Here is a 25,116-nt window from a genome sequence, read left to right as displayed (position 1 = left end):
ACCGTTATCTTGGACCTGAGCTTCACCATAACCTTTAGGAGGAATGCGGATGAAACAACATTCTGCTCCCACCATCTATATACAGCTTAAAAATCGGGTGATGGTTCCCAAGGGTAAAGGTGTCACGTTGGGTGATATTGCTTTTTTGATAGCGGAGCCTGAGCTGAAAGAGTCGTTGGAGACAATTCTCTTAATGAAGCCGGAGCAAAGTGACGGCAATCTGATTTTGATTGATCTGTTGATGGTTATCCCCCGGATATATGAACTTATACCGAATGCGGACATTGAACCGATCGGTGAAGGGAGGACGATTGTGCAGATTGAGAGTCAGGTGGAGAGACGGAAACCTTCGGTGGCGATGTTTGTTTTAGTGTGGCTGCTGCTTTTCTTTGGGTCTGCTCTGACGATTATGAACTTTCATGCTGATGTAAATATGCTGGAGGTACAAATTCGAATTGTGGAGATGCTAACGGGTCATCGGGATGAGCATCCCTATATATTTCAGATTGCTTATTCTCTGGGCATCGGGTTTGGGATGGTCATTTTTTTCAACCATTTATTTAAAAAGAAGTGGAATGAGGAGCCTACTCCGCTGGAAGTGGAAATGTATCTGTATCAGAAGAACATCGACCAATATGTCATCAATGAGGAATACAGCAAGATGAGGCGCCGCAGTGAAAACCAATCTGAGAATAGGGAGGACTGAAGATGACGGCACCTATAGCACTGGGACTAAATTTGCTGCTGGGCATTGCGGGTGGTATTGCTGTAGGCGGTGGAGTGATCGCTCTATTTGTTGTGCTGGATATGGTGCCGCGTCTGGCGCAATTAACCTCTTCTTACGATAAAGTTCATTGGTATGAAGGCGCAATGGTTGGTGGATCTTTAGTAGGTACTGTTAGTGATTTTTGGAATTGGAAAATTACCTCAGGTCCTCTAGTTGAACTTGGTGTAGGACTATTTGATGGGATTTTTGTCGGGATGCTCGCTGCAGCATTGACCGAGGTATTAAATGTGCTGCCGATACTCGCTAAACGCTTAAATATGACACATTATCTATTCGGTCTGTTAATGGCGATGGTGAGTGGGAAGGTTGCGGGTTCTTTGTTCGACTGGTTTGTATACCGACAGTAAACAGGGGGTTAGGAAATGAGCAAGTTTATACACAGCGGTGATTCTGCACCGGAAGATGACCATCTGGAAGATAATGCTGCAGCTGCTGCAGCAATGAAGACAACTGCAGAGGATCTAGTTGCAGATCACACAGATCCTGAGGGCGCTTCAGCTATCGGTGAAAGTGAAGATTCAGCGGGAAATTCTACAACATCTGAAACTAGCCAGGACCAGCAGGATGCAGAGGCATCAGCCGAATTAGGTACTGAGCAGCAGGATGCAGAAGTGACTGCGGAGCAGGGAACAGAGCAGCAGGATGCAGATGCCACTGCGGAGCAGGGAACAGAGCAGCAGGATGCAGAAGCGACTGCGGAGCAGGGAACAGAGCAGCAGGATGCAGAAGCGACTGCGGAGCAGGGAACAGGGCAGCAGGATGCAGAAGCGACTGCAGAGCAGGGAACAGGGCAGCAAGATGTGGATGCGACTGCGAAGCAGGGAACAGAGCAACAGGATGCACAAGCGACTGCGGAGCAGGGAACAGAGCAACAGGATGCACAAGCGACTGCGGAGCAGGGAACAGAGCAGCAGGATGCAGAAGCATCGGATGAGCTCGGCAATCAGGAGCCAAGTGAGCCGAGTAAAGGTTTTTTTGCCAGGTTATTTGGTATGGATTCAGAGGATTCAGAATCAGATGATGAGGCACAGGATCAGAATGCTCAGGCAGCAGGCGGAACAGGTAACGATGCTGGTACTGGGGAGGAGTCTCAAGCTCAACCGAAGCCTTCAAAAAAGCAGGCGCAGCAGCAGTCTCAGAACAAAAGTAAAGATAAGCTACAAAACAAACGCGATAGTGAGCATTCTAACTCATTAAAGGAATCCGTTATTTATTGGCAAGGCAATGATCATATCCCAGGTTCTCTACAAGAAACAAAAAACACGCTGACCGAAGTGATGGGGCTGGGAACAAGTTTTGATGTGACGTTTAGAGAAATGTCCTTTGGGGGACATAAGACAGCTTTACTCTGCTTAAGCGGATTCACCAACGAAGATGTAACGGATGAAATTCTGAAACGACTAACCTACCTTTCTTCAGAAAATTTGTCCGCAGGTGTATTAGGTAGCTTTATGAACGAATACATCCCTCATATTCAAGTTGAAGAGGGTAGTGTATTAAGTGAATGTTTCGATAAAGTATTAAAAGGAATGAGCGCACTATTTATTGAGGGTGAGAACAAAGTTATCCTAATGGATACTAGATCTTACCCCATGCGAAGTCCTGATGAACCCTCGATTGATCGGGTGGTGCGTGGTGCGCGCGATGGTTTTACAGAAACCCTGCTTAGTAATATTTCACTTGTAAGAAGACGGATACGTGATCCGGGGCTGAAGCTTGAAATGTTTCAAGTAGGACGGCGGACACGGACAGATGTCTGTGTGGCTTACATTGATGATATCGTTGATAAAACGCAAGTAACGTCAGTCATCGATAAAATCAACAGCATCGATATCGATGGTATTCCACTGGCGGATAAGCAATTGGAGGAAGCGATTATCGGCGGAGGGTGGAACCCTTATCCTATGGTGCGTTATTCTGAACGCCCTGACGTTGTAGCCTCCAATTTATTAGAGGGACGGGTCATATTATTCGTGGATACCTCGCCCATTGTAATTGTTCTTCCGACTACCTTTTTTGATCTTTGCCAGCATGCGGAGGAGAATCGCCAGACTCCTTTTATGGGGACATATCTGCGGTGGGTCCGTTTCATCGGCATCTTCGCTTCCATGTTCCTGCTCCCATTATGGATGCTGCTTGTTATCCATCCTGAGTTAAAGCCTGCTATGCTGGATTTTATCGGGCCGCAAAAGACAGCGAGAATTCCTATTCTCGCTCAGTTTCTGATTGTAGAGCTTGGGGTTGATTTACTGCGGATGGCCGCCGTGCATACCCCAACACCTTTAGGCTCAGCGATGGGTCTGATTGCAGCCATATTGATTGGTGATATAGCGGTGCAGAGCGGTCTGTTTGTAAACGAAGTAGTACTGTATATGGCGGTAGCCTCAATCGGTATGTTTGCGACTCCGAGTTATGAGCTGGGTCTGGCGAATCGTATAGTCAGGCTTGTGTTATTAATTGCTGTAGCGGCGTTCCAGGTACCAGGCTTTATGATTGGCACGACGTTACTGACTATCTTCTTAACGACTCATCGGTCCTATAACTCCTCATATATGTGGCCGTTTATACCTTTTAATGCAAAGGCAATGAGTGAAATTCTATTGCGAAAACCGGTTTTAAGTTCGAAGGAAAGACCGTCTTTTAACAAAACCAGAGACAATACCAGAATGCCGCCATCTCAAGAGAATGAATAACAATCGTAGGAAAATACAAAACTACTGCAAATTAGTCCATTCAATGGAGTTCCCACTGTCTGTTATACTGAATACACTAAGACAGGGTGGAACCTTGATATTCCACAGAAATTGGAGGACTAAAGAATGTTTCTACACGGTACTAGCCGCATTAACGATGCTGGGCATTTGGAGATCGGCGGATGTGATGTAACTGAATTGAAAGCGGAATATGGAACCCCGCTATATATATTGGACGAGCAATTGGTTAGACAACGTTGCCGGGAATATATGGATGCTTTTAAAGCCTCCGGCCTTGGTTTCCAAGTAGCTTACGCAAGCAAGGCGTTTTCAGTAATGGCAATGGTTCGTTTGGCTGATGAAGAAGGTTTGTCACTGGATGTTGTATCTGACGGCGAACTATATACAGCTTTGCAAGCTGGCTTCCCGGCAGAACGTATTCATTTTCATGGCAACAATAAGACATCTGAAGAGATCGAAATGGCGATTGATGCCAAAATCGGCTGCTTTGTAGTCGATAATCTGGTAGAGCTTAACCTTTTGCAGTCCATTGCCGCACGTAAAGAAGTTAATGTGAACATCTTATTGCGGGTGACACCAGGTGTAGAAGCGCATACTCATGAATATACCGCAACGGGCCAGACAGATTCCAAATTCGGCTTTGATATCGGTAATGGATCGGCCTATGAAGCAGTGAAAGCAGCAGTCAGCAAAAAGAATATCACGCTGCTTGGTGTGCATTCCCATATTGGTTCGCAGATCTTTGAAACCGATGGTTTCCAGCTAGCTGTTGAGCGTGTGGCAACTTTTGCCCGCAGTGTTAAAGAAGGCTTGGAAGTGGACTTCCGTGTAGTCAATCTTGGCGGAGGTTTCGGCATTCGTTATGTCGAGGGAGATACCCCATTACATGTTTCTGAATATGTTGCAGCGATTACGGATGCAGTGAAGACTCATTTTGTTGGAATTTATAGTGCTTTGCCGGAAATTTGGGTGGAGCCGGGCCGTAGTATTGTTGGAGATGCAGGTACTACATTGTACACTGTAGGATCCAACAAGGACATTCCTGGCGTGCGTAAGTACGTTGCTGTTGATGGTGGAATGACCGACAATCCACGCCCTGCTTTGTATCAGTCTAAATACGAGGCATTGCTTGCTAACCGTGCTAACGAAGACGCAACTGAGACTGTCTCCATCGCTGGTAAATGCTGCGAGAGCGGAGATATGTTGATCTGGGATGTAGAGCTGCCGAAGGCTGAAAGCGGCGATTTGTTGGCTGTAGCCTGCACAGGTGCGTATAATTACTCCATGGCCAGCAACTATAACCGTCTTCGCCGTCCGGCTTTAGTATTCGTACAGAACGGACAAAGCGATCTTGTAGTGCGTCGTGAAAGCTATACGGATCTTATTGCCAACGATATTGTACCAGAGCGTATCGCCAAACAGACAGTTGTTGCTAAGTAATAGCCTGCTGCTGTAAGGTGGGTAAAGTTGAGCAGCATATAGAGCAAGCAGGAAAGTCTCCTGCTTGCTTTGCTTTGTGCGTGGTTTCATAGTAATATAATTGAGGTATTCTAAATTTGTTAATTTTGAAAGGGGTCATTTACATATGGCAAAGCAAGCGAAAATCACTCTAGAAAATGGCGGCGTAGTGCTGCTGGACTTGTTCGATCAAGATGCACCTAACACTGTAGCCAACTTTGAAAAGCTGGCAAAAGAAGGTTTCTACAACGGATTGACATTCCACCGTGTTATCCCTGGTTTCGTTGCTCAAGGCGGATGTCCTAACGGAACTGGCTCTGGCGGCCCAGGTTACACAATCAACTGCGAAATTAACCCAAACAAACATGAACGCGGAACACTTGCAATGGCACATGCAGGTAAGAACACAGGCGGAAGCCAGTTCTACATCTGCTACGCTCCACAACCACACTTGGATGGAGTACACACTGTGTTTGGTAAAGTAGTAGAAGGCATGGATCTTGTTGATGCTTTCAAAGGACGCGACAAAATGACTTCGGTAGAAATCATCGAAGCTTAAGATTTAATAGTTAAAAGCCAGTCTCCGAATATCGGGGCTGGCTTTTTTGTGTTGTTAAAGAATCCGCCTAACCTGTCTACGCCGTGAATTGCGCCGCTCTGGCAGCCAGAAGAATATCAAATACATAGCTAGAAACACAGTGAAGGCAAACAGCTCTTCAACAAGCAGGTAATAAGGATAAGGTCCAAAATAATCCAATACGGAATAGGTACTAGGTTTCTGGGATAGGAACATGTAGTTTGAGCCTAGGAAGTAATTAGCAGTCCAGATGCAGGCAGCCACAATATTGAGGCCGAGCATGGTGATGAGTAAAGATCTCCAAGTCGGCTTGTAGCCCTCAATCCAGGTCATGTAAAGAGACGCGAGAATAATAGAACCATGAGCTATAAAAAACAGGAGAAAGCGGAAATGAGGGAACGGATAAACTAGGTTAGGGGTGAGCAACGCAATAAATGCTCCGCCGATCCCGGCAAAGTAGAGAAAGGAATAAAGGGTTCGACTGCGTGAAATTAACATGATAATAGACAGCAGTAGAGTGATTCCACAGAGCTCGAACGGTAATGAGGAGCTGGAGCGCCAGATGTTCTGAGAGATGTACCACATTTGCAGCCCGGCTTCTGAGACTACAAGTAGTATGATTAGCAGCAAACGCACGCTTTGCCGAAGTCTTGAATCTGTACGAATTTCAAACCGTAACCCATAGAGCAGTAGACAACTTAACGTAATGATAGACAGCGCAACCCAATGCGAAGATGAGAACATGATGAAATCCTCCGCGTGCTGGCGATCAAAAAAAGATGAAAGCTGCATAGACGAACCTCCTTTGAACGTGAAAACATCCATCAAAAATAAAGTTTGAGAATTTTAATAATCTTGATTCTAGATATCCATAAAATGGGTATATATGTATATGTTCTGTCAACTCCACCACATAAGGAAGACTTTTCATTATATTAACATAAGATGGGGCGTAGGGCGCGGAATTACATATGAAGCTTTTGAACATGCAGGGGTGGAAAACAATTAGAACAAGAAAATGGAGGCAACAGGAACATGTTTAAGAAAAAAATAAGTGTAATGGTCATTATTTTGATGCTTGTGGCCCAATATGCCTATGGCATCGGATTTGCTCCGCAAGTAAAAGCGGCTGCGATTGATGACGAAAGAAATATCATCACCAGTGTTTCAATGGCTGTTTACGGGCCAGATGGAATCACGGTCACGAACAGCGTATACGAACGAGATGCTAATGTTACCTTGGATTATAATTGGTCTCTTCCTAAAAATCATAATTACAAGCAAGGTGACACTTTTACTTTTCAGCTTCCAGAACAGTTCCAGTTATTTAATGATTTTAACGGACCGTTGGTCTCTGAGGATGGAGATGTAGGGAGCTTTGAAGTCAGGCAAATTTCACATGAAGTGATAATGACTTTTAATGACTACATAGAAACGCATGATGACGTGCAGGGAACGCTGCGGTTAAATACTAAATTCGATAAACAGCAAATCTCGGGCAGTACTATACAGAATATTTTATTTCCCGTGAGCGGCGGTATTCAGACAGTGACAGTTAATTTTAAACCCAGTGTTGGATCGACTATAGAGAAGAGAGGTATTCCCGAAGGCTTCAATGCGAACCAAATATTATGGACTGTTGATGTCAATAAGTCTTTGGAAGCCGTGGGGAATGCCATTGTGACGGACCCCATCCCTTCAGGCTTATCATTAAATACTCCAGTCACAGTGAGCGTGTATCAACTGAGCATTCAATTGGATGGTTCAGTAACGGAAGGAGCATTGCTCGACACAAGCAAATACTCTGCAGAGCTCTCCGGAGGGTCATTGATTGTCCGTTTTACGGAGCCTGTGATTAAAGAGGCTTACCGTATTGTATATTCCACAGGGATTACTAATGACCATCAGCTAAGCTTCACCAATACTGCAACTTTTTCAGGAAATGGGCAAGAGCCTGCCAGCTCGACTGCCACAGTAAATGTAGAACGTGGAGGAAGCTTGAAAAAGTATTCTACGAGCTATGATGGGGGCAAACAGATCATTTCCTGGGCAATTGAATATAACTACAATGAAAAGAATATCCCGCAAGGAAACGCTGTGTTAACAGATTTGTTCGATGATTCTCAAGAGCTGGTAACCGATTCGCTAAAAGTATATGCTGTGCAGCTGGATTCTTCCGGTGGTGCAACGTTAGGCAAGGTTTTGACAAAGGATGTTGACTACACGGTTGTTTCCACGTCAGACGTTCATAAGTCTGGATTTGTATTGCAATTTGCACACGATGTTACTTCACCATATCGAATCGAATATAAGACAAAAGCGATAAAACGCGTGTTTGAGGATGCCACCATAACTAATACAGTATCTGATAGTACGTATAGTGATCAGGCTACCCGATTAATCCGGTCTTCCATTCTTTATAAGACTTTATCAACCGTAGATTATCAGAATAAAACATTGGGTTGGAAGGTCACATTGAATAGTGATAATTACCCGATGAGCCATGTTACAGTTACCGAATCCTTCCCATTTGGCGGCCTAAAGTTTATTCCAGAATCACTGGTGATTAGAAATCTGAATGGGAATGTTTTAAATCCAAATAACTATGATCTAGTGTACAACTCACCTGTCGAGCCTAATAAAGGCTTCAAGGTAGTGTTTAATTCACCGATATCTGGTCTTTATACGATTAGCTATTCTACAGAATTTAACAAGGATTGGATTTGGGCTAAAACTGAAAATTTCAATAACAAAGTTCGGTTAGACTGGATGGACACTACTGAAGCCTTACGCACGATAGAAGCAGAAGGGTTATTCATTCCTAGACCTGAGGCGAAAAGCAATGGATTTAAAGGGGGAGCCTACGATGCTTCAACTAAAAAAATTATTTGGACGATAGGCGCCAATTATAACGGCAAAACCCTCGAAGCTCCGGCGCTTGTTGATATTTTAAAATCAGGCCAGACCTTGGTTCCGGGTTCACTAAAAGTTTACACTATGAATATTGCAAAGAATGGTGAGCCTACCAAGGGTACAGAAGTGAATCCTAATAAATATAGCTATAGCGTAAATAGCGATAATGAATTAAACGTTATTTTTACAGATAAGATTAACTCCGCTTTCTACATTGAATTTAATACAAGTCTTGAAGGGCAAATAATAGGCACTACTGTTGATAATAAAGCTAATCTCTATGATGGAGCAAAAGTGGTTTCCAAAGATTTGACCGCCTCCGTAAAAATTCCTTTTGGAGAGGATTATGTGCTGAAGGACGGTACACAAAACGGGGATAAAATTGACTGGAGCCTGCAAATTAACCGGGGGCAGTCCACAATAAAGGATGCATTAATCAAAGATACTCCTAGTGCTAATCAAATTTTGCTGCAGAATTCATTCCATCTGTATCCTACGGCTGTAGCTGTGAACGGAGATATCACGAAAAGCGGTCCTGAACTGATTCAGGGTATTGATTATAGCGTTGTTATCACAACGGATGCCGATGGAAAACAATCCTTTGAGTTAAGCTTTGCCTATGAAATCAGCAGGGCTTACATTCTCGAATATCAATCCCTGATTGTGGCTAACACTGGAGACAAAGTAATAAATACTGTACATTTCAGTGGTTTTAACGGCAGCGAAATAAGTAAAGAAACCTCTAAAGAAATTATTGTCGGGGTCTCCAGCGGTTCTGGCACAGGCAGCGGGGGAAGAGGCACTCTCAATATTAAGAAGCTAGATGCTGAAGATAACATAAAGGCGCTTGGTGATGCGACTTTTGCATTGTATCGACTAAATGGCACGGAACGTGTACTGATTAACAGTCTAACTACAGATGCAGAGGGTACAGCTACATTTAATAAAATATGGCTGGGTAGCTATGTATTGGTGGAGACAGCAGCTCCAAATGGTTACGTGCTCGATACATCCGAGCATCCAGTGGAGATTCGTTCCTCGTCAGCGATTCAACTGGTGATTACGAATCAAAAAGCAGTGGAGCCCACGCCTACGGTAACGCCAGAACCAACCGATGCTCCAACAACAACACCAGAACCAACCGTAACACCTGCACCATCAACAACGCCAGCACCGACGGTTTCTCCATCACCAGAAGCGACTGCTGCACCTACACCCATCCCTACAAGCAGCACATCTGGAGGTTCGGTGGTACCCACGTCTACAAGCTCGCCCGTACCCGAAGTAATTATTAATGATCCAGCTGTTCCTGCTGGTCCTGGAAATGCGGCCGATCTAGGATCCGCGACATCAACCGATGAGGGAACTCCTGAGCAAGAGATTACCGAAGAAGAAATTCCATTAGGAGAAGTTGATATCGACGATGAAGAAGTACCAAAAGGTACAGTGAACAATAGCACTTCGGGTGCTCCTCAGCTGCCGAAGACAGGTGAGAACAGTCCTTTGCCTCTGTATCTGTCGGGAATAGGGTTGATAACCATAGGATTTGTTATGAACCGAGTATTTAGACGTAGAGGTAAAACAGAGTGATCGAGATTAGTGTGATTTGAGATTTTTATGCAAAAGCACCCAGCATGATAAATGCCGGGTGCTTTTGTGCTTTTTTTTTGGAAATTTTATGGCTGATTCTTAAGTGTACCGGCGTTATCTGAGGTTATACCGCAGCCATTCGCCTTCCTTTTCACTTGAGAGATTCCAGCCGAGCTGTTCCGCAACAAAGGCTAGCGGGACTAAAACTTTTCCTCCTGCCAGTAGCGGCGCAGCATCAATGGTGAGAGCTTTCCCGTTCACGAGTGCTTTGACACTGCCCACAGTCATAGTAACGGTGTTCTCGGCGGAAGTAAGCGATACAGTTTTAGTGGCCGCATCCCACGTTATGGATGCACCCAGGGCTGTCCCGATATCTTTGGCGGGCAGCCATAATTCTTTATTTCCTTGCACTAAACGGATGTTAAGTGCTAGTGGTAATCCATTTACTTTTACACTGCTGCGATAAACTTTTCCGTTATTATCCATAACGGCGCTTTCCGCCTGTGATTCCAGCGAGCTATTAAGCGCCTTTATGTTGCTGGAAGTTACCCGATATTTGGAATTGTCCTGTCCGATAGCTTCTGCTATCCACGTGTTAACCTCACCATTATGATGGCTTAAATCCTTATAGAGGTCTAGGTTGAATGTCCAATCCGCTTCGGCTTGGAAATCGTATAGCTTCACATTTGGAAACTGTTCAAATTGCTCGAATATCCATTGCCGCATGACAAGCTGATTGTTAAAGCGAACGGGATTGCTGGCAGACCAAGCGACCTGACGCATAACGCTGTAGGGTGGGTAGTAGAAATAAAACTGGACATCGGGATATTCCTCCAGCAGAGGACGGATATACGTATTAAAATAGCCCTTTACTTGCTCAATGCTTTCCTCGTTAGTACCGTAATCCAGCTCCTTGTCACAAGCCATTAGGTAAGATTCTGCAACGTATTGCTTGCCAAACACTACTTTGTTATCCCAGTTGTATAAATATTCCAAATTCTGTTTAGCTTCACCACTCAGGTTGTTTTTGATGCTGCTTATAAATTGTTTATATACAGATGAATTGAACCAGTATTTGTAGTCGGTCCATAGTTTGCCGTCATACAGATAGTCAGGGAAATCTTCCTCATCTTCGGCTGTGGCGAGTTTCAAAGAGAAATAATCCAAACCCCAGAGCACTTGTTTTACTTTGCCTGTCTCCAAGGCAAGTTTGGCAATTTTATAATGCTCATCGACTGTGGATCCTTCCATAGATAACTTTAAGGTTGTCCCACCTAAGCTGGCATCTACTTGAGAGGGAAGAAAGTTCTCTGTCATAGACGTGCCGATGATAATGTTGTCGTAGTCGTAATTTTTAGCTAAACCCGGATTCTGATAACGTTCTTCTTCTGACAAGAGTGGGGTATACCACGATGGACGGTGATAGAATTGTAATGGGTCGATAAAAGCAGTAATCAGCGCCGTTAGAAGCGCTAACAAGCTAAAACATAGCAGGAAATAACCTATGAAACGTTTCGATTTAGTATGAATCCCGGGGGATTTACGTGGGTTGTTATTATTCTGAAGCCGTGATGCAAGCATCATCATTCCTCCTTACAGTTCTAGAAGTTAAAGTATAAAAAGGTTGTAATTCGGTTGAAGAATAACAGCGAGAACATAATGATAAATGCCATCACAAATGCTGTTTTCCAGCTATACTGAAAATTACGTTTGTTCAACAGATGAAGGGGATTCCAGAGAATGATCGTCATTAAGATGAGAATCAGGATGATTGCCCATTTAAGCGATCCAATAGATTGCATAGATACCCCGTTAAGTCCACTCATCCCTTTCAACAAACGAAATGCCTGCGATATATGTTCTGCACGGAAAAATACCCATGTGATGTTCACAAATATGAAAGTCAGCAACCATGATAACCACTTGGGAAGGGAAAAGCCCCAGCGTCCCCAACATTTCTCTACAGCTTGTCCTACTCCATGCAAGAGCCCCCACAGGATGAACAGCCAACCCGCACCGTGCCAGAAACCACCGAGCAGAAAAGTAATAATGACATTTCGGATCGAAATCCAGAAGCTTTTCCGGTTGCCGCCAAGTGGAATGTAGATATAATCTCTAAGAAAATGGCTGAGCGTAATATGCCAGCGTCTCCAGAAATCGCGGATGCTTACGGCTCGGTAGGGTTCATTGAAATTTTGCGGCAGATGGATGTTGAACAGCAGTGCTATTCCAATCGCCATATCGGTATAGCCGCTGAAATCATAGTAGATTTGTAAGGTATAGGAAAGGATAGCCACCCATGAATCTACAAAATATGTTGCCGCTGCAAAACCGTTATCAGCATAACCAGCTAGGGTATCCGCTAGGATGACTTTTTTTCCTAATCCGATGCTGAAGAAGAGGGTCCCCTTCTGTATGTTGTTCCAATTCCAAACCTTATTTCGCAGTTTATCGAATTGGGGCATCATATCCTTGTGATGAAGGATAGGACCGGAGATCAGATGCGGGAAAAAATTCACAAATAGTGTGTAATTCAAAAGATTGTACTCACGCGCTTGGTTCCGGTAAACATCAACGAGGTAGGCGATTTGTGTAAAGGTAAAGAAACTTATGCCTAAAGGCAATATAAGATGGTGCAGAGAAAGGTTGCTTGCGGTTACCTCATTCCAATTTTCTATAAAAAAATCCGTGTATTTGTAATAGCTGAGTAATAGAATATTTGTGCTTAAGCTAAAGATTAGCAGCGGCCGGCGACGCTTAGCTGTTGTGGAATGAATGAAATGGCCCATAACATAGTTAAAAAAGATGGATAACAAGATTAGAGGAACATATTTTATGTTCCAATACCCGTAAAAAACTAAAGAGGCGAGGGTAAGCCATACCTTAGCACAGAGTGTGAGACGAAGACGATTCAGAATAAAATATCCGGCCAGCACGATAGGCAGAAAACCAAACATAAAGGGATACGAATTAAATAGCATAACAACAATCCTCACTTATAGCAGATTTAGTATGAAATCACTATAAGTCAGAGATCTTAAGGCTTTATGTTATGAATTCTTATCATTTTCTTAATGGTTGAGATTGTACAAAAAATCCCCGCAAGCATCATTCGCTCACAGGGAAAGAGGTTTCAAATTCAGTTTGTTTGCGTGTGCTTTTGGCTGTAATGGTTCCGCCGTGAAGCTCTGCAATACTCTTGGCTATGGCGAGCCCTAAGCCACTTCCGCCTGTCTCTCGGGAGCGGGATTTATCGACACGATAAAAGCGTTTAAATAAGTGGGGGAGGTCGGATGCAGGGATAGGAGTACCGTAATTCGTACACAGAGCAACTATTCTATCGTCTTTTCTAACAACAGAAATGTCTAGAATTTTCCCTTCCTTACCGTATCTTACGGCATTGGTAAATAGGTTCTCATACAATCGCACCAGCTCGTCCGCATCTCCGTTGATAATCAGAGGAGCTGTATCCGTATGAATGCGGTAGGTCATATCTGCTTGTTCCAGTACGGGTGCAAATTCTTCAATCAGCTGTTCGAGCAGCTTGCCGAGATCTACAGGCTCAATATTTAGCGGTAATCCGCTGCTGCTGACGCGAGTGTATTCAAATAAATCGTCGATTAGCTTTTTAAGAGTCAAAGATTTCTCATAGGCAATATTCACATAATAACGCAGCTCAACCTCGTTTTTATAACGATCCTTCTCCACATATTCAAGGAATCCGAGAACAGAGGTTAGTGGGGTTCGGAGGTCATGGGACACACCTGTGATTAGGTCGTTTTTGGCTTTTGCAGCGGCTCGTTCTTCCTCTATAGCAGATTTTAGCTTGCCAGCCATAGTGTTCATATTTTCAGCGAGCTTTCCGAGTTCATCCGTACCTGTTACCGGCACCGTGAAAGATAAATTGCCATCCGCAATGGCCTGAACTCCGCTCGTAATGTTATGAAGATTCTTAGTTGTATTTCTGGACAGCTTTAGGATGAAAAAAATAAATAAAGGAATCCCTATAAGAATCACAACTGGCGTTGATCCAATGGTATTGATCACCCAGAGAATGAGTCTGACTCCCCAAAAGGAGCGTGAAGGATTTAACCACAGCAATAGTGAAGTGCCATAATAGCCGCCCATTAAGATTAAAGCGGTGAGTGCTAGGCTCGTTAAGCTGAAGCCAACTATTTTCCAGGATAGGGTATCGAATCGTTTAAAGTTCAACTAGAAGGACCTCCTTTTTCCAGTTTGTAGCCAACGCCCCATACCGTTTTTAAGTATTGTGGTTTACGCGGATTTTCTTCTATTTTTTCTCTGATTTTACGAATATGCACCATAAGTGTATTGTTGCTTTCCAGGAATTGTTCTTTCCATACTTTGGCGTAGATCTGCTCCATGCTTAGGACTTGTCCCTTATTACGGGCGAGCAGCTCTAGAATCGCAAATTCTCGCGGGGTAAGCTTAACTGGGTGATCATCCACACTTACTTCATGCGTAACCGAATTAATAACCAAGCCATCAATGATGATTTCATCCTGTTTGGCGTTTAGATCTGCCATGTAATTTCGAGTTCTGCGCAGCTGGGATTTAACACGGGCAACTAACTCCAGCGGACTAAAAGGTTTCGTAACATAATCATCTGCACCTACGCTTAGTCCGGTGATTTTATCAAGTTCCTGCCCTTTAGCAGATAACATGATGATCGGAAATTTTTGCGTTTCACGAATTTTAATACAAGCCTCAATGCCGTCCATATTAGGCATCATGATATCAAGAACCATGAGGTCTATAATCTCTCTATTGATAATTTCGAGTGCTTCCAGCCCGTCTTTGGCAGTTAACAGCCGGTAACCCTCGTTCTCCAGATAGATCTGCATTAGTTTAATAATCTCGGCTTCGTCGTCCACCAATAGCAGCGTTGCGTTGTGCATTTCTCAGCGTCCTTTCTTGCTTGTAAAGCGCAATTCTTGCTATAAGAAGTATACAACATTTTCTTGTTTGGAAGCCTCATTTGAAGACCAGTGAAGGCAAAGATACTGTATAGCAGCTAATAAATTAGTGGAATAAAAGACCAAATCCGCCACAGCATTATGCCAGTTTGGTTTTTCCTTTTAGTTTGCTCTGATCGCTGTACCTCAATCCATGTGTTGATCTGTAGATAATACATTCTCAGCCATGGCTCTATCATGTAAGAAATAATTCTTATACTTTATTTAACAGGAAACTTCTTAACAGCGGTGGCAGATAAAAGTAAAGGGAAACTTAATAGTTTCTTAACAAGTCTTAAGAAATAGGAAGCTACTATGCTATAATAATTTCAAATTATATATGTTGGGGGTTATTTGGTATATGTGGAAAGAATTTAAAGCTTTTGCCTTAAAAGGAAATGTTCTTGATTTAGCGGTTGCGGTCATTATTGGAGCTGCATTCGGAAAGATTGTAACTTCATTAGTAAATGACATTATTATGCCAATTGCAGGTTTGCTTACGGGTGGTATAGATTTAAAGGACCGGGTGCTTGAAGTCACTACGGACCTGAAAATACCTTACGGACTATTTTTACAATCGGTTGTGGATTTCTTTATTATTTCGTTCTCCATCTTTCTGGTGATCAAGCTCGCCAATAAATTTCAGCGCAAAGAAGCCGTTAAAGTTGAAGTGGTAGAGACTCCAGCACCTGCAGAGGATATCGTGCTGCTTACGGAAATTCGTGATCTTTTGAAACAACAAGAACGTGGTTTGTAATCCTGAAATATAACCAAGAAGCGCCAGGAGTCCTTGTCCTGGCGCTTCTTGGTTTCCTTTTATAAACTCAGTACAATCTATAATCTAGTTACAAATATCAAGTAAATATAATAAACGCACTTGCATTTCGCTGGTGTAAGTGATAATTTTGTTAGTAAGGAAAACTTGAACCTCAATTAAATAAAGGATCAATCCTTCAGGGCAGGGTGTAATTCCCTACCGGCGGTGATGCTGTTGTAGAAGTAACTTATTCAGTTCATCTACAGTGCTCAGTCCGCTACCCGGCTCGCGTTGTTGACGCGAACGGTGGACCTGGTGAAATTCCGGGACCGACAGTATAGTCTGGATGGAAGAAGGAGAGGTTGACCGCTTGTCTGCAATGGACTGGCGGATCGCAGTGTTTTCATATAATCATGTGCGATATTTCACAATACCCGTCAATTGACGGCTGTTTAAGCACACTTTTATTTGGACTGCCGATGAACTCTCGCATAACCCATCTTGAACTCCTCCTGGAGAATGAGATGGGTTTTTCTGTTTTTTTAGCTTAGGAATTGACAGCAGTGGATAGGAGGAAGAGATGGACAACATGAATGATGAGTTTTATATGTCGCTAGCACTGGACATGGCCGAACGTGCCCAAGGACAGACGGGAATTAACCCTGTTGTTGGCTGCGTTGTGGTGAAGAATGGAGCAATGATTGGACTCGGAACTCATTTACAGCGAGGTACGGGGCATGCCGAGGTGCACGCCTTGAATATGGCAGTTGGGCAGGCACAGGGCAGTACGGCATATGTCACACTAGAACCGTGCAGCCATTATGGAAAAACTCCACCTTGCAGCCAAAGGCTGATCGATGAAGGGGTAGCTAGGGTTGTAGTTGCTTGTGAAGACCCGAACCCTCAGGTGGCAGGGCGCGGAATTCAAATGCTGCGTGATCAAGGGATTGAGGTCGAAGTAGGTTTGTTGCGTGATCGTGCGCTTCGATTGAATGAGCGTTTTATCAAATATATTTTGACAAAACAACCTTTTGTTACGCTGAAGAGTGCAAGTACACTTGATGGCAATCTAGCTACCAAATCTGGTGACAGTAAATGGATTTCGAATGGGGAAGCGCGGGAGATCGTACATACGCTGCGGCATCGGCATCAGGGTATCATGGTCGGTGTGAATACAGTGATTGCTGATAATCCCTCTCTGACAACAAGAACAGAAGTGCCTGGCATTAACCCGACGCGGATCATCATTGATTCCGGGCTACGTATTCCTCTGGATTCGGCAGTTGTATGTGATGGTCAAGCGCCTACACTTATTGTAACAACCGATGCTGCAGATCCTGCTAAAAAGGCTGCACTGCTGGAAGCAGGCGTTCAAATCGTTGTGTGCGGAGCAGGTCCAAGAGTGGATCTGAAGGCGGCAATGATATCCCTTGGCGAAATGGAGATAGGCTCTATTTTACTGGAAGGCGGGGGGACGCTGAATGGTGCGATGCTGGAGAGCGGGCTAGTGGATCGTGTGATTCTTTTCTTCGCTCCAAAAATTGTCGGCGGTGGTGCAGAAGCGAAAGGAACTTTCGTATTTCCGGGTGTAGAGCTGATGAAGGATGCGATCTCACTTGAAGGATTGGAAGTAAAAGTGCTAGGAGATAATGTATGTATCAGCGGTACTCCGGTACGCTAACAAAAGCTATGCAAGAAGTGAATTTAGGAAGTAATGCTTTTTAGGAGGGATATCATGTTCACCGGATTAATTGAAGAGGTTGGTGTTTTGCGCAGTGTCTCCGCCGGTGGGGAAATGATGGTGCTGAATATTGCCGCTTCGGTCATCATGGATGATCTAAAAATCGGTGACAGTGTGTCCGTCAATGGGGTTTGTCTCACGGCGACAACTTTGGGCGATCATTCCTTTACAGTGGATGTAATGCCGCAGACCTACCGGAATAGCAATCTGAAGGAGCTGAAGCCCGGCAGCCGGATGAATCTGGAACGAGCGATGGCAGCCGGCGGGCGTTTTGGAGGGCATATTGTTCAAGGACATGTTGATGGCACTGCCATTATTAAAAGTGTAAAACGTGATCAGAATGCTGTTGTATTCGAGATTGCACCGGATCGTAAATCACTATTTAAATATATTATCCCCAAGGGATCGATCACGATCGACGGCATTAGTTTAACTGTAGTGAAGACTACAGCCACATCGCTTGCAGTGTCCATTATTCCGCATACGTTAGGGGAAACAGTTCTGACGCACAAACGGGCCGGGGATAGTGTAAATATCGAGTGTGACGTACTTGGCAAATATGTAGATCATTTATTGCATTATGGCTCAGCCGCCCAAGATGAGGAAGGCGAGAGCCGCTCCGGGATTAGTCATGATTTTTTGGCGGCGAACGGGTTTGTTTAAATAAAGAGTTTGCTTACGAAGAAGGGAATAATCTTTCGTAAAGCTTTTAGGAGGATAGGATCATGAGCGAGCAATCGAAAAAGGAAAGTGTCTTGGATCCGATTGAAGAAGCAATATATGACTTAATGCGCGGTAAAGTCATCATTGTAGTGGATGATGAAGATCGTGAGAATGAAGGGGATTTTATAGCCCTTGCTGAACGTGCGACACCAGAGGTCATCAATTTTATGATTACTGAGGGACGTGGATTGGTTTGTATGCCTATTACCCAGGAGCGTGCGGCAGAACTTGAACTGCAAGCTATGGTAACCCACAATACCGATAATCACGGTACGGCTTTTACCGTATCTGTTGACCATAAAGATACAACCACTGGGATCTCTGCGGGGGAAAGATCTTTGACCGTTAAAGCCATGATCGATCCAAAAGCGAAACCTGCTGATTTCCGCAGACCGGGGCATATGTTCCCGCTGATTGCGAAAAAAGGTGGCGTTCTGCGCCGCTCCGGACATACGGAGGCTGCTGTTGATCTAGCGCGGATGTGTGGCGCTTATCCAGCCAGTGTCATTTGCGAGATTATCAAGGAAGATGGCTCAATGGCCCGCTTACCTGATCTAATCGAAATTGCCCGCAAGCATGATCTTAAGCTGATCAGTATCAAGGATCTTATTCATTATCGCAACGAAAAAGAACAACTCGTCACACGCGAAGTGTCTGTACGACTTCCTACCGATTTTGGAGATTTCCAGACCATTGCTTATACAAATGAAGTGGATGATAAAGAGCATGTAGCTTTGGTAAAAGGCGATATTTCCGGCGATGAGCCAGTGCTTGTACGTGTACATTCCGAATGCCTGACTGGTGATGTATTCCACTCCCATCGCTGTGATTGCGGCCCGCAATTTGAAGCTGCACTGCGGCAGATCGAAACTGCCGGTAGGGGCGTGTTACTCTATATGCGCCAAGAAGGCAGAGGCATTGGCCTTATCAATAAGCTTCGGGCTTACAAGCTGCAAGAGGAAGGTCTTGACACTGTAGATGCGAATCTAAAGCTTGGTTTTCCAGCAGATTTGCGTGACTATGGAATTGGAGCACAGATTCTGAAGGATCTGGGTGTGCGCCAAATCCGTCTGCTCACGAACAACCCGCGTAAGATCAAAGGGCTGGAGGGTTATGGGTTGGAAGTCGTTGAGCGCGTGCCGATACAAATGCCGGAGAACAAGGACAACACCAATTATCTCCACACGAAGCAAGCGAAGCTTGGACATATGCTGTCTTTTGACGATATTGAACAAAATGAGGATTCGAAAGCTTAACCATACATTATAAAAAACGAAGGGTAGATGATGGATATGCCAAAATATTTAGAAGGTCACTTAGTTTCTGAGGGGTTAAAATACGGAGTTGTTGTAGGACGTTTTAATGAATTTATTACCAGCAAGCTTTTGTCAGGTGCACTTGATGCCTTTAAACGCCATGGTGTTGGTGATGATGAAGTGGATGTTGCTTGGGTTCCAGGGGTATTTGAAATTCCGTTGATCGCGCAAAAAATGGCTGAAAGCGGCAAATACGACGCTGTAATCACCTTAGGAACGGTTATCCGTGGTTCCACTACACACTATGATTATGTATGTAATGAAGTTGCCAAAGGAGTAGCCGCTATCAATCTTAAGACCGGCGTGCCGACCATTTTTGGCGTAGTTACTACTGAAAATATTGAACAGGCCATCGAGCGTTCAGGAACCAAAGCAGGCAATAAAGGCTGGGATGCTGCGACTGCTGCGATTGAAATGGCGAATCTTAACAAGCTGTTTAAGTAAGTCAGCTATTGACGAATCAGTCGAATTCGTGCTTATTTATAGTATAAGAAGAAAGCATGGATTATAAGAGCCCTTTCTACTTGTGTAGCGTCCAGACGGGCGCTGCACTTTACTTTTTTTGGCGGGAGGATGCTTCGTGACTGTATTGTACAAGCTGGAGACGTTTGAAGGTCCGCTGGATCTGCTCTTGCATTTAATTGATAAGGCGGAAATCGACATCCAGGACATTCCGGTCGCCGAGATCACCGAACAGTATATGGAATACCTGCGTAGCATGCAGGAGCTTGAATTGGATATTACGAGTGAATTTCTCGTGATGGCCGCTACCCTTTTATCTATAAAGAGCAAGCTATTGCTGCCCAAACCACCGGTCATTGAGATCGATGATTTTGAATATTACGAAGAGGATGAATTTGATCCACGAGCTGAACTTGTTCAGCGACTGATTGAGTATCGTAAGTTCAAGAGTATTGCTGTACATTTAATGGATATGGAGAGCGAGCGGAGCTTGATTTTTACGAAGGAGCCTGAGGATTTGGGTCCATTCGTGCCAGAAGAGATTGATCAAACGCTAAAAGGACTACATACCTCAGACTTAATAGCCGCTTTTCGTAAAGCGCTAAGTAAGGCTGCCAGAAGGTCTTCTTACCAGCGGATCACCCGGGATGAAATATCGGTAAAAGATCGTATACGTGATGTATCAGATGCGCTGCAGCGCAGAGGAACAGGCGGTAAGCTGCATTTCTCGGCACTGCTTCACGATGAAATGGCACGGCACGAAATCGTAGTTACTTTTCTTGCGATTCTGGAACTGATGAAAATGAAGGCGATTTTTTGCTACCAAGAGAAATTGTTTGATGACATCGTAATGGAGTGGAGAGGAGGAGAACACTTCAATGGATTACAAAACGCTGAAATCGATTATTGAAGGCCTGCTGTTTCTATCAGGGGATGAAGGAATCTCCGTACGCCAAGTGGCTGAAATTACGGAACAGCGCCCAGAGCTTGCGGCTGGAGCATTAGAGGAACTAAAAGAAGATTATGTAACACAGGAGCGGGGCTTACAGGTAGTGCAAATTGCCGGGAATTATCGGCTGGCTACATTGCCTGATCATGCCCACTATTTTGAGCGTCTGGCCTATTCACCATCCAGATCAACCTTGTCTCAGGCTGCCTTAGAGACTCTCGCAATCGTGGCTTATCGCCAACCGATTACGCGGGTGGAGATTGAAGAGATCCGGGGTGTGAAGTCGGAACGCGCAATTCATACGCTGAATAACAAGGATTTGATTCATGAGGTTGGTCGTGCGGAAGCGGTAGGCCGGCCAATTTTGTACGGGACGACTAAATCCTTCTTGGAGAGCTTTGGTCTTGCCAGTCTAAAGGATCTGCCGGAACCGACAAATTTTGAGTCCACGGATAATTTGGAAGAAGAGACACAGCTATTGTTCAATAAGCTGGATACTCAAATGACTTTTGAGGATGTCGAGCTGCCTTAGTTCGTACGAGAACGCTAATAATTGTATTGAAGGGACTGCCCTTAAACCATTTATGTGGTTTGGGACAGTCCCTATTTTTATTTAAGCTCATATTTTTTATGCAAACCCCGAATTTTTTCCAGCTTAAATTGCCATACTAAACCAAAGGTTCCCATTATTAAGGTTTCTTGGAGGTAAATACGTGACGTTATGGCTTGCAATTCCCCTTGTTTTGCTTGTACTGGCACTGATCCTGGTCCTGTCTTCATCTATCGATTTCCGCATACGGTGTTATAAACATGGAAAAAATGACCTGCTCGAATTAGATGTTACCTCTCTTTTTGGTTTGATAAAGCTTCACTATGAACTTCCCCAATTGGTCTTTAAGGGATTGGAGCAGGGTGTGTGGGGAAAGTTTAAAGAGACAGGGACTGCGACGACAGGTGTAGATACCGTAAAAGAAGAGATATTTGATAAAGAAAGAGTAATGCACTGGCGCGCCAATGTTAACCAAGCTGTGAAATCTACACGCGGCTTGAAGGAATGGTTAAAAGAGACTGTAGCTCATGTCAAAATATCAAAGCTCGATTGGTCCACCGATTTCTCTCTTGGTGATGCAGCAGACACTGCGACCGCATCGGGAGCGGTTTGGGGCCTGAAATGGAGTATTGTTGGTTTTATTTCGCAGTGGGTGAAATTGCAGCAGCATCCTCGAATTTTTGTTAAGCCTGTTTTTGAAGATGAGCTTTGTTTTGCAATGGAGTTTGTCTGTAAGGGGAAAATGTCAGTCGGCTATACTTTGTATGCCTTAATGCGGCTATCTCGGCGTGTCTTGCGTGAAAAAGGCGGGATCGGCCATTGGAGAAATCTGCTGAAACAGATGCGTCAGGAGCCACACGGGAAAGTTTAAAATGAAAGTTACATACAAATGGGCGGATGTGGGGATGATATACGCTGTAGAAGAAAGAGAAATCGTACTCAATTAAAGGAGGAAACAATATGAGCGACCATCCTATTCAAGGCCTAATGCAAACAGCGATGGAAAATATCAAGGGTATGGTAGATGTGAATACCATTGTCGGTGATCCAGTACAAACCCCTGACGGCAGCATTATCCTGCCTATCAGTAAAGTTGCCTTTGGATTTGCTGCTGGTGGTAGTGATTATCGAGTAGAAGATTCTATAAGTGGTTCAAGCTCCCAAGGTGGAGTCAAAATGCTTCCATTTGGTGGAGGTAGCGGGGGAGGCGTCTCCATTCGACCGATCGCTTTTTTAGTGGTAGGTAAGGATGGAGTGAATATTGTCCCTCTGGACAATCAAACTCACCTATTCGAAAAAATCATCGATGCAACACCAGGGCTCATCGACAAAATTCAAACGATGTTCCAAACCGGCAATGCTGCAGCTCAAACGCCGCCAACACCTGCCACACCGGCAGCAGCACCTGTTAAAACCGATCCAAGTACATCTCAATCTTCAACTCATTAGGTACACATAATTCTACAAATAGCCTCGGGGATATCGCCATACACAGGCGGTGTCCCTTTTTTGACGTGCCAGAAAGTATATTTTGATCCCCAAATTACCTGAGAATGTATCGAAGCAAAGCCTCACGTTGTGGGGATATTTTGTGTGGAACATCCTAAGGAGTGGACATACCCTAAGGCTGGTCCGCATACACTTGTACAACATAAACACTTTTACTTAAGATCCGATAAGAAGCCGGAGGATGAACATGAAGACAATAACCCGTAAATGGCCATTCGCCTTAATATTGTGCCTTTCGCTGCTGCTTCTGGCGCCGCTATCTTCAATTCAGGCCGAGAACAGCTCTATCTCTACACATGCAAGAGCAGCGGCACTGATTGATGTGGAATCTGGGCGTATTTTGTACAGCAGCCGTGGGGATGAGCCTATGCTTATTGCCAGCTTGACCAAAATTATGACCGCCCTCGTCGCCATTGAGAATGGTGATTTAGCCTCTAAAGTCAAAGTAGGAAAAAATGCCTATGCGAAAGAAGGCTCTTCTATTTACTTGCAGCAGGGAGAAGAGATGACGCTGGAAAATATGCTGTATGGCCTGATGCTGCGCTCAGGGAATGATGCAGCAACGGCGATCGCTGAGCATATCGGTGGTTCTGAGGAAGGTTTTGTATACCTTATGAACGCTAAGGCTGAGGAGCTAGGGCTAACCCATACTCATTTTGCTAATCCCCATGGTCTTGACGCTGAAGGGCATTATTCAAGTGCTAACGACTTGGCTGTTCTGACCGCTTATGCTCTTCATAATCCTGTATTTAAAGAAATTGTGAAGACGCAGGAGAAAACTGCAGACAATCCAAATGAGAAATGGGATTACAAATGGAGAAACAAAAATAAGATGCTGTATTTATACGAGGGAGCGGACGGTGTAAAGACAGGTTATACCAAAAAAGCACTGCGCTGCCTTGTCAGCTCTGCCACCAGAAACGGCCAGCAGCTTGTCGCAGTTACTATAAATGACGGCGATGACTGGAATGATCATGCTTCCCTGCTAAACTTCGGGTTTAATCACTATCCGCTCAAAACACTGATCGAACGTGGTGATGCCGTGACGGGCTATAACTTTGTAACCTCCAAAACCTTTGCTTATCCACTTGGACAAGGTGAACAAAATAGAGTGATCACGAAACTTGTTTTAAATCAGAAGGAAAGTGCTTCAGCCGAAGCTACACGAGCGAATTTTGGATTGCAAGGGGCGCTTGTGCTGGAGCTGGGCGGAAAAGAAATAGGTCGCGTGCCGGTGTATACTCCTGAGAACCTGCCTCCTGAGCAATCTGCTTATATGAAAAAGTACAGTCCAACACTAGCACAGGCTTATCCGGCAAATAATTGGTTCCAGGCGCTGGGCAGTGCACTGAAGGCTCTATTTGAAATGGGAGCGAGTTCGAAATAAGAAAATGGGCTGATGAATGAAGAAGGAGGCGTATCCATGATTAACGGGATTTGGCTAGGAATGATCATCATCGGTTTTCTGTTCGCCGCCGTTAACGGCAGAATGGATGAGTTTACAGCCGCCGTATTCGACGGAGCCAAGAGTGGGGTAACGGTAAGTTTTGGCTTAATCAGTGTGCTTGTGTTCTGGCTTGGGATTATGAAGATAGCAGAAGATGCAGGTTTGCTTAAAAAGATTGCCAAGGTGCTTGGCCCTGTCGTAGCTTTTTTATTCCCTGATGTGCCGAAAGGGCATCCTGCCATAGGATATATTCTCTCCAATATGAGTGCTAATCTGCTCGGACTAGGCAATGCCGCAACGCCAATGGGCATCAAGGCGATGCAGGAGCTGCAAAAGCTCAACCCTGATAAAGAGACCGCGACACCAGCCATGTGTACTCTTCTAGCGCTTAACACAGCAAGCATTACGCTTATCCCGGCCACACTGATTGCCATCCGGTTAAACTATGGTTCAGCCGATCCCGCAGGCATAGTAGGTACAACACTTGCAGCAACGGCCGTGGCTACACTTGCAGCGATTGCGGCAGACCGGTTTTTCCGAAGGTTGACTTTATTGCGCAAACCGCCGAAGCCCCCTTCAGCAAAGTCCGGGGTTCCTCCTTTGGCGAAGACAACACTCCCTAATTCCTCATTGAAAGGGTGAACGTG

Annotated in this window: 22 protein-coding genes and 1 riboswitch; of the genes, 17 read left to right on the top strand and 5 right to left on the bottom strand. The window is 44.6% G+C overall.

The genetic code is table 11. From position 1 onward, the window contains the following. Positions 1–49 precede the first annotated feature (49 nt). From MKY14_RS12110 to MKY14_RS12090, 5 genes are all read left to right on the top strand, one after another. The gene (locus tag MKY14_RS12110; RefSeq protein WP_076127430.1) at positions 50–706 is read left to right on the top strand and encodes a stage V sporulation protein AA; all 657 of its coding nucleotides are present in this window, start codon (positions 50–52) and stop codon (positions 704–706) included. A 2-nt stretch (positions 707–708) separates the two neighbouring features. Then, a complete protein-coding gene (locus MKY14_RS12105) occupies positions 709–1,134 on the top strand; it encodes a stage V sporulation protein AB (protein WP_036676132.1) in 426 nt (141 codons plus the stop codon). Between the two features lie 645 nt (positions 1,135–1,779). Beyond that, on the top strand, positions 1,780–3,480 hold the full coding sequence (locus tag MKY14_RS12100; RefSeq protein ID WP_076127621.1) for a spore germination protein: 1,701 nt from the start codon (positions 1,780–1,782) through the stop codon (positions 3,478–3,480). A gap of 126 nt (positions 3,481–3,606) precedes the next feature. Then, the gene (gene lysA / locus MKY14_RS12095) at positions 3,607–4,941 is read left to right on the top strand and encodes a diaminopimelate decarboxylase (RefSeq protein WP_076127432.1); all 1,335 of its coding nucleotides are present in this window, start codon (positions 3,607–3,609) and stop codon (positions 4,939–4,941) included. A gap of 145 nt (positions 4,942–5,086) precedes the next feature. Continuing rightward, on the top strand, positions 5,087–5,518 hold the full coding sequence (locus tag MKY14_RS12090) for a peptidylprolyl isomerase (protein ID WP_036676135.1): 432 nt from the start codon (positions 5,087–5,089) through the stop codon (positions 5,516–5,518). Positions 5,519–5,572: 54 nt separating this feature from the next. Here the strand turns inward: MKY14_RS12090 and MKY14_RS12085 are convergent, their stop codons facing one another. Beyond that, positions 5,573–6,328, bottom strand: a complete 756-nt coding sequence (locus MKY14_RS12085; protein ID WP_076127434.1) for a YwaF family protein — start codon at positions 6,326–6,328, stop codon at positions 5,573–5,575. Between the two features lie 243 nt (positions 6,329–6,571). On the opposite strand from MKY14_RS12085, the gene MKY14_RS12080 reads away from it, so the two are divergent. Then, on the top strand, positions 6,572–10,039 hold the full coding sequence (locus MKY14_RS12080) for a collagen binding domain-containing protein (protein ID WP_340976520.1): 3,468 nt from the start codon (positions 6,572–6,574) through the stop codon (positions 10,037–10,039). A gap of 114 nt (positions 10,040–10,153) precedes the next feature. On the opposite strand, the gene MKY14_RS12075 is transcribed toward MKY14_RS12080, so the two are convergent. From MKY14_RS12075 to MKY14_RS12060, 4 genes are all read right to left on the bottom strand, one after another. Then, positions 10,154–11,626 carry a stalk domain-containing protein gene (locus tag MKY14_RS12075; protein ID WP_340976519.1) on the bottom strand — a complete coding sequence of 491 codons (1,473 nt, stop codon included), beginning with the start codon at positions 11,624–11,626 and terminating at the stop codon, positions 10,154–10,156. Positions 11,627–11,640: 14 nt separating this feature from the next. After that, complete coding sequence (locus MKY14_RS12070; protein WP_340976518.1) at positions 11,641–13,020, bottom strand: MBOAT family O-acyltransferase; 1,380 nt, start codon at positions 13,018–13,020, stop codon at positions 11,641–11,643. 127 nt (positions 13,021–13,147) lie between these two features. Continuing rightward, entirely contained in the window at positions 13,148–14,251 is a 1,104-nt protein-coding gene (locus MKY14_RS12065; protein ID WP_076192231.1) for a sensor histidine kinase, read from the bottom strand. After that, positions 14,248–14,958: a response regulator transcription factor gene (locus MKY14_RS12060; RefSeq protein ID WP_076219853.1), complete on the bottom strand. Its 711-nt coding sequence runs from the start codon at positions 14,956–14,958 to the stop codon at positions 14,248–14,250. Before MKY14_RS12060 ends, MKY14_RS12065 begins: the two co-directional genes overlap by 4 nt. A 418-nt stretch (positions 14,959–15,376) precedes the next feature. On the opposite strand from MKY14_RS12060, the gene mscL reads away from it, so the two are divergent. The 11 genes from mscL to MKY14_RS12005 all read left to right on the top strand — a co-directional run bounded on the left by mscL (position 15,377) and on the right by MKY14_RS12005 (position 25,111). After that, positions 15,377–15,772, top strand: a complete 396-nt coding sequence (mscL, locus tag MKY14_RS12055) for a large-conductance mechanosensitive channel protein MscL (protein WP_076127447.1) — start codon at positions 15,377–15,379, stop codon at positions 15,770–15,772. A gap of 188 nt (positions 15,773–15,960) precedes the next feature. Next, positions 15,961–16,134, top strand: a riboswitch (FMN riboswitch). 218 nt (positions 16,135–16,352) lie between these two features. Beyond that, positions 16,353–17,453: a bifunctional diaminohydroxyphosphoribosylaminopyrimidine deaminase/5-amino-6-(5-phosphoribosylamino)uracil reductase RibD gene (gene ribD, locus MKY14_RS12050; protein WP_340976516.1), complete on the top strand. Its 1,101-nt coding sequence runs from the start codon at positions 16,353–16,355 to the stop codon at positions 17,451–17,453. 54 nt (positions 17,454–17,507) lie between these two features. Beyond that, positions 17,508–18,176 (top strand): riboflavin synthase, encoded by a 669-nt coding sequence (gene ribE, locus MKY14_RS12045; protein WP_076127451.1) that lies wholly within the window; start codon positions 17,508–17,510, stop codon positions 18,174–18,176. A gap of 62 nt (positions 18,177–18,238) precedes the next feature. Then, on the top strand, positions 18,239–19,492 hold the full coding sequence (locus MKY14_RS12040; protein ID WP_076127453.1) for a bifunctional 3,4-dihydroxy-2-butanone-4-phosphate synthase/GTP cyclohydrolase II: 1,254 nt from the start codon (positions 18,239–18,241) through the stop codon (positions 19,490–19,492). Positions 19,493–19,528: 36 nt separating this feature from the next. Continuing rightward, positions 19,529–19,996, top strand: a complete 468-nt coding sequence (gene ribH, locus MKY14_RS12035) for a 6,7-dimethyl-8-ribityllumazine synthase (protein ID WP_036676377.1) — start codon at positions 19,529–19,531, stop codon at positions 19,994–19,996. 136 nt (positions 19,997–20,132) lie between these two features. After that, complete coding sequence (locus tag MKY14_RS12030; protein WP_036676147.1) at positions 20,133–20,924, top strand: segregation and condensation protein A; 792 nt, start codon at positions 20,133–20,135, stop codon at positions 20,922–20,924. Next, positions 20,893–21,495, top strand: coding sequence for an SMC-Scp complex subunit ScpB (scpB, locus tag MKY14_RS12025; RefSeq protein WP_076127457.1), 603 nt, complete (start codon positions 20,893–20,895; stop codon positions 21,493–21,495). Before MKY14_RS12030 ends, scpB begins: the two co-directional genes overlap by 32 nt. A gap of 181 nt (positions 21,496–21,676) precedes the next feature. Further along, positions 21,677–22,384 (top strand): DUF2953 domain-containing protein, encoded by a 708-nt coding sequence (locus MKY14_RS12020; protein WP_076127459.1) that lies wholly within the window; start codon positions 21,677–21,679, stop codon positions 22,382–22,384. Positions 22,385–22,473: 89 nt separating this feature from the next. Next, the gene (ytfJ, locus tag MKY14_RS12015) at positions 22,474–22,962 is read left to right on the top strand and encodes a GerW family sporulation protein (protein WP_076127461.1); all 489 of its coding nucleotides are present in this window, start codon (positions 22,474–22,476) and stop codon (positions 22,960–22,962) included. 241 nt (positions 22,963–23,203) lie between these two features. After that, on the top strand, positions 23,204–24,409 hold the full coding sequence (locus MKY14_RS12010; protein ID WP_076192224.1) for a D-alanyl-D-alanine carboxypeptidase family protein: 1,206 nt from the start codon (positions 23,204–23,206) through the stop codon (positions 24,407–24,409). Positions 24,410–24,445: 36 nt separating this feature from the next. Beyond that, positions 24,446–25,111 (top strand): nucleoside recognition domain-containing protein, encoded by a 666-nt coding sequence (locus tag MKY14_RS12005; RefSeq protein ID WP_076127464.1) that lies wholly within the window; start codon positions 24,446–24,448, stop codon positions 25,109–25,111. Positions 25,112–25,116: the final 5 nt, after the last annotated feature.

The sequence above is a fragment of the Paenibacillus sp. FSL R5-0887 genome (assembly GCF_038002305.1).
Taxonomy (GTDB): Bacteria; Bacillota; Bacilli; order Paenibacillales; family Paenibacillaceae; genus Paenibacillus_AQ; species Paenibacillus_AQ odorifer.
Note: the sequence above shows the minus strand (reverse complement) of the source record. Positions and strands in the feature narration are given on the sequence as shown.

Coding starts and splice junctions, on each gene's coding strand:
- MKY14_RS12110 (WP_076127430.1), top strand. CDS start 50: ATGAAACAACATTCTGCTCCCACCATCTATATACAGCTTAAAAATCGG.
- MKY14_RS12105 (WP_036676132.1), top strand. CDS start 709: ATGACGGCACCTATAGCACTGGGACTAAATTTGCTGCTGGGCATTGCG.
- MKY14_RS12100 (WP_076127621.1), top strand. CDS start 1,780: ATGGATTCAGAGGATTCAGAATCAGATGATGAGGCACAGGATCAGAAT.
- lysA (WP_076127432.1), top strand. CDS start 3,607: ATGTTTCTACACGGTACTAGCCGCATTAACGATGCTGGGCATTTGGAG.
- MKY14_RS12090 (WP_036676135.1), top strand. CDS start 5,087: ATGGCAAAGCAAGCGAAAATCACTCTAGAAAATGGCGGCGTAGTGCTG.
- MKY14_RS12085 (WP_076127434.1), bottom strand. CDS start 6,328: ATGCAGCTTTCATCTTTTTTTGATCGCCAGCACGCGGAGGATTTCATC.
- MKY14_RS12080 (WP_340976520.1), top strand. CDS start 6,572: ATGTTTAAGAAAAAAATAAGTGTAATGGTCATTATTTTGATGCTTGTG.
- MKY14_RS12075 (WP_340976519.1), bottom strand. CDS start 11,626: ATGATGATGCTTGCATCACGGCTTCAGAATAATAACAACCCACGTAAA.
- MKY14_RS12070 (WP_340976518.1), bottom strand. CDS start 13,020: ATGCTATTTAATTCGTATCCCTTTATGTTTGGTTTTCTGCCTATCGTG.
- MKY14_RS12060 (WP_076219853.1), bottom strand. CDS start 14,958: ATGCACAACGCAACGCTGCTATTGGTGGACGACGAAGCCGAGATTATT.
- mscL (WP_076127447.1), top strand. CDS start 15,377: ATGTGGAAAGAATTTAAAGCTTTTGCCTTAAAAGGAAATGTTCTTGAT.
- ribD (WP_340976516.1), top strand. CDS start 16,353: ATGGACAACATGAATGATGAGTTTTATATGTCGCTAGCACTGGACATG.
- ribE (WP_076127451.1), top strand. CDS start 17,508: ATGTTCACCGGATTAATTGAAGAGGTTGGTGTTTTGCGCAGTGTCTCC.
- MKY14_RS12040 (WP_076127453.1), top strand. CDS start 18,239: ATGAGCGAGCAATCGAAAAAGGAAAGTGTCTTGGATCCGATTGAAGAA.
- ribH (WP_036676377.1), top strand. CDS start 19,529: ATGCCAAAATATTTAGAAGGTCACTTAGTTTCTGAGGGGTTAAAATAC.
- scpB (WP_076127457.1), top strand. CDS start 20,893: ATGGATTACAAAACGCTGAAATCGATTATTGAAGGCCTGCTGTTTCTA.
- ytfJ (WP_076127461.1), top strand. CDS start 22,474: ATGAGCGACCATCCTATTCAAGGCCTAATGCAAACAGCGATGGAAAAT.
- MKY14_RS12010 (WP_076192224.1), top strand. CDS start 23,204: ATGAACATGAAGACAATAACCCGTAAATGGCCATTCGCCTTAATATTG.
- MKY14_RS12005 (WP_076127464.1), top strand. CDS start 24,446: ATGATTAACGGGATTTGGCTAGGAATGATCATCATCGGTTTTCTGTTC.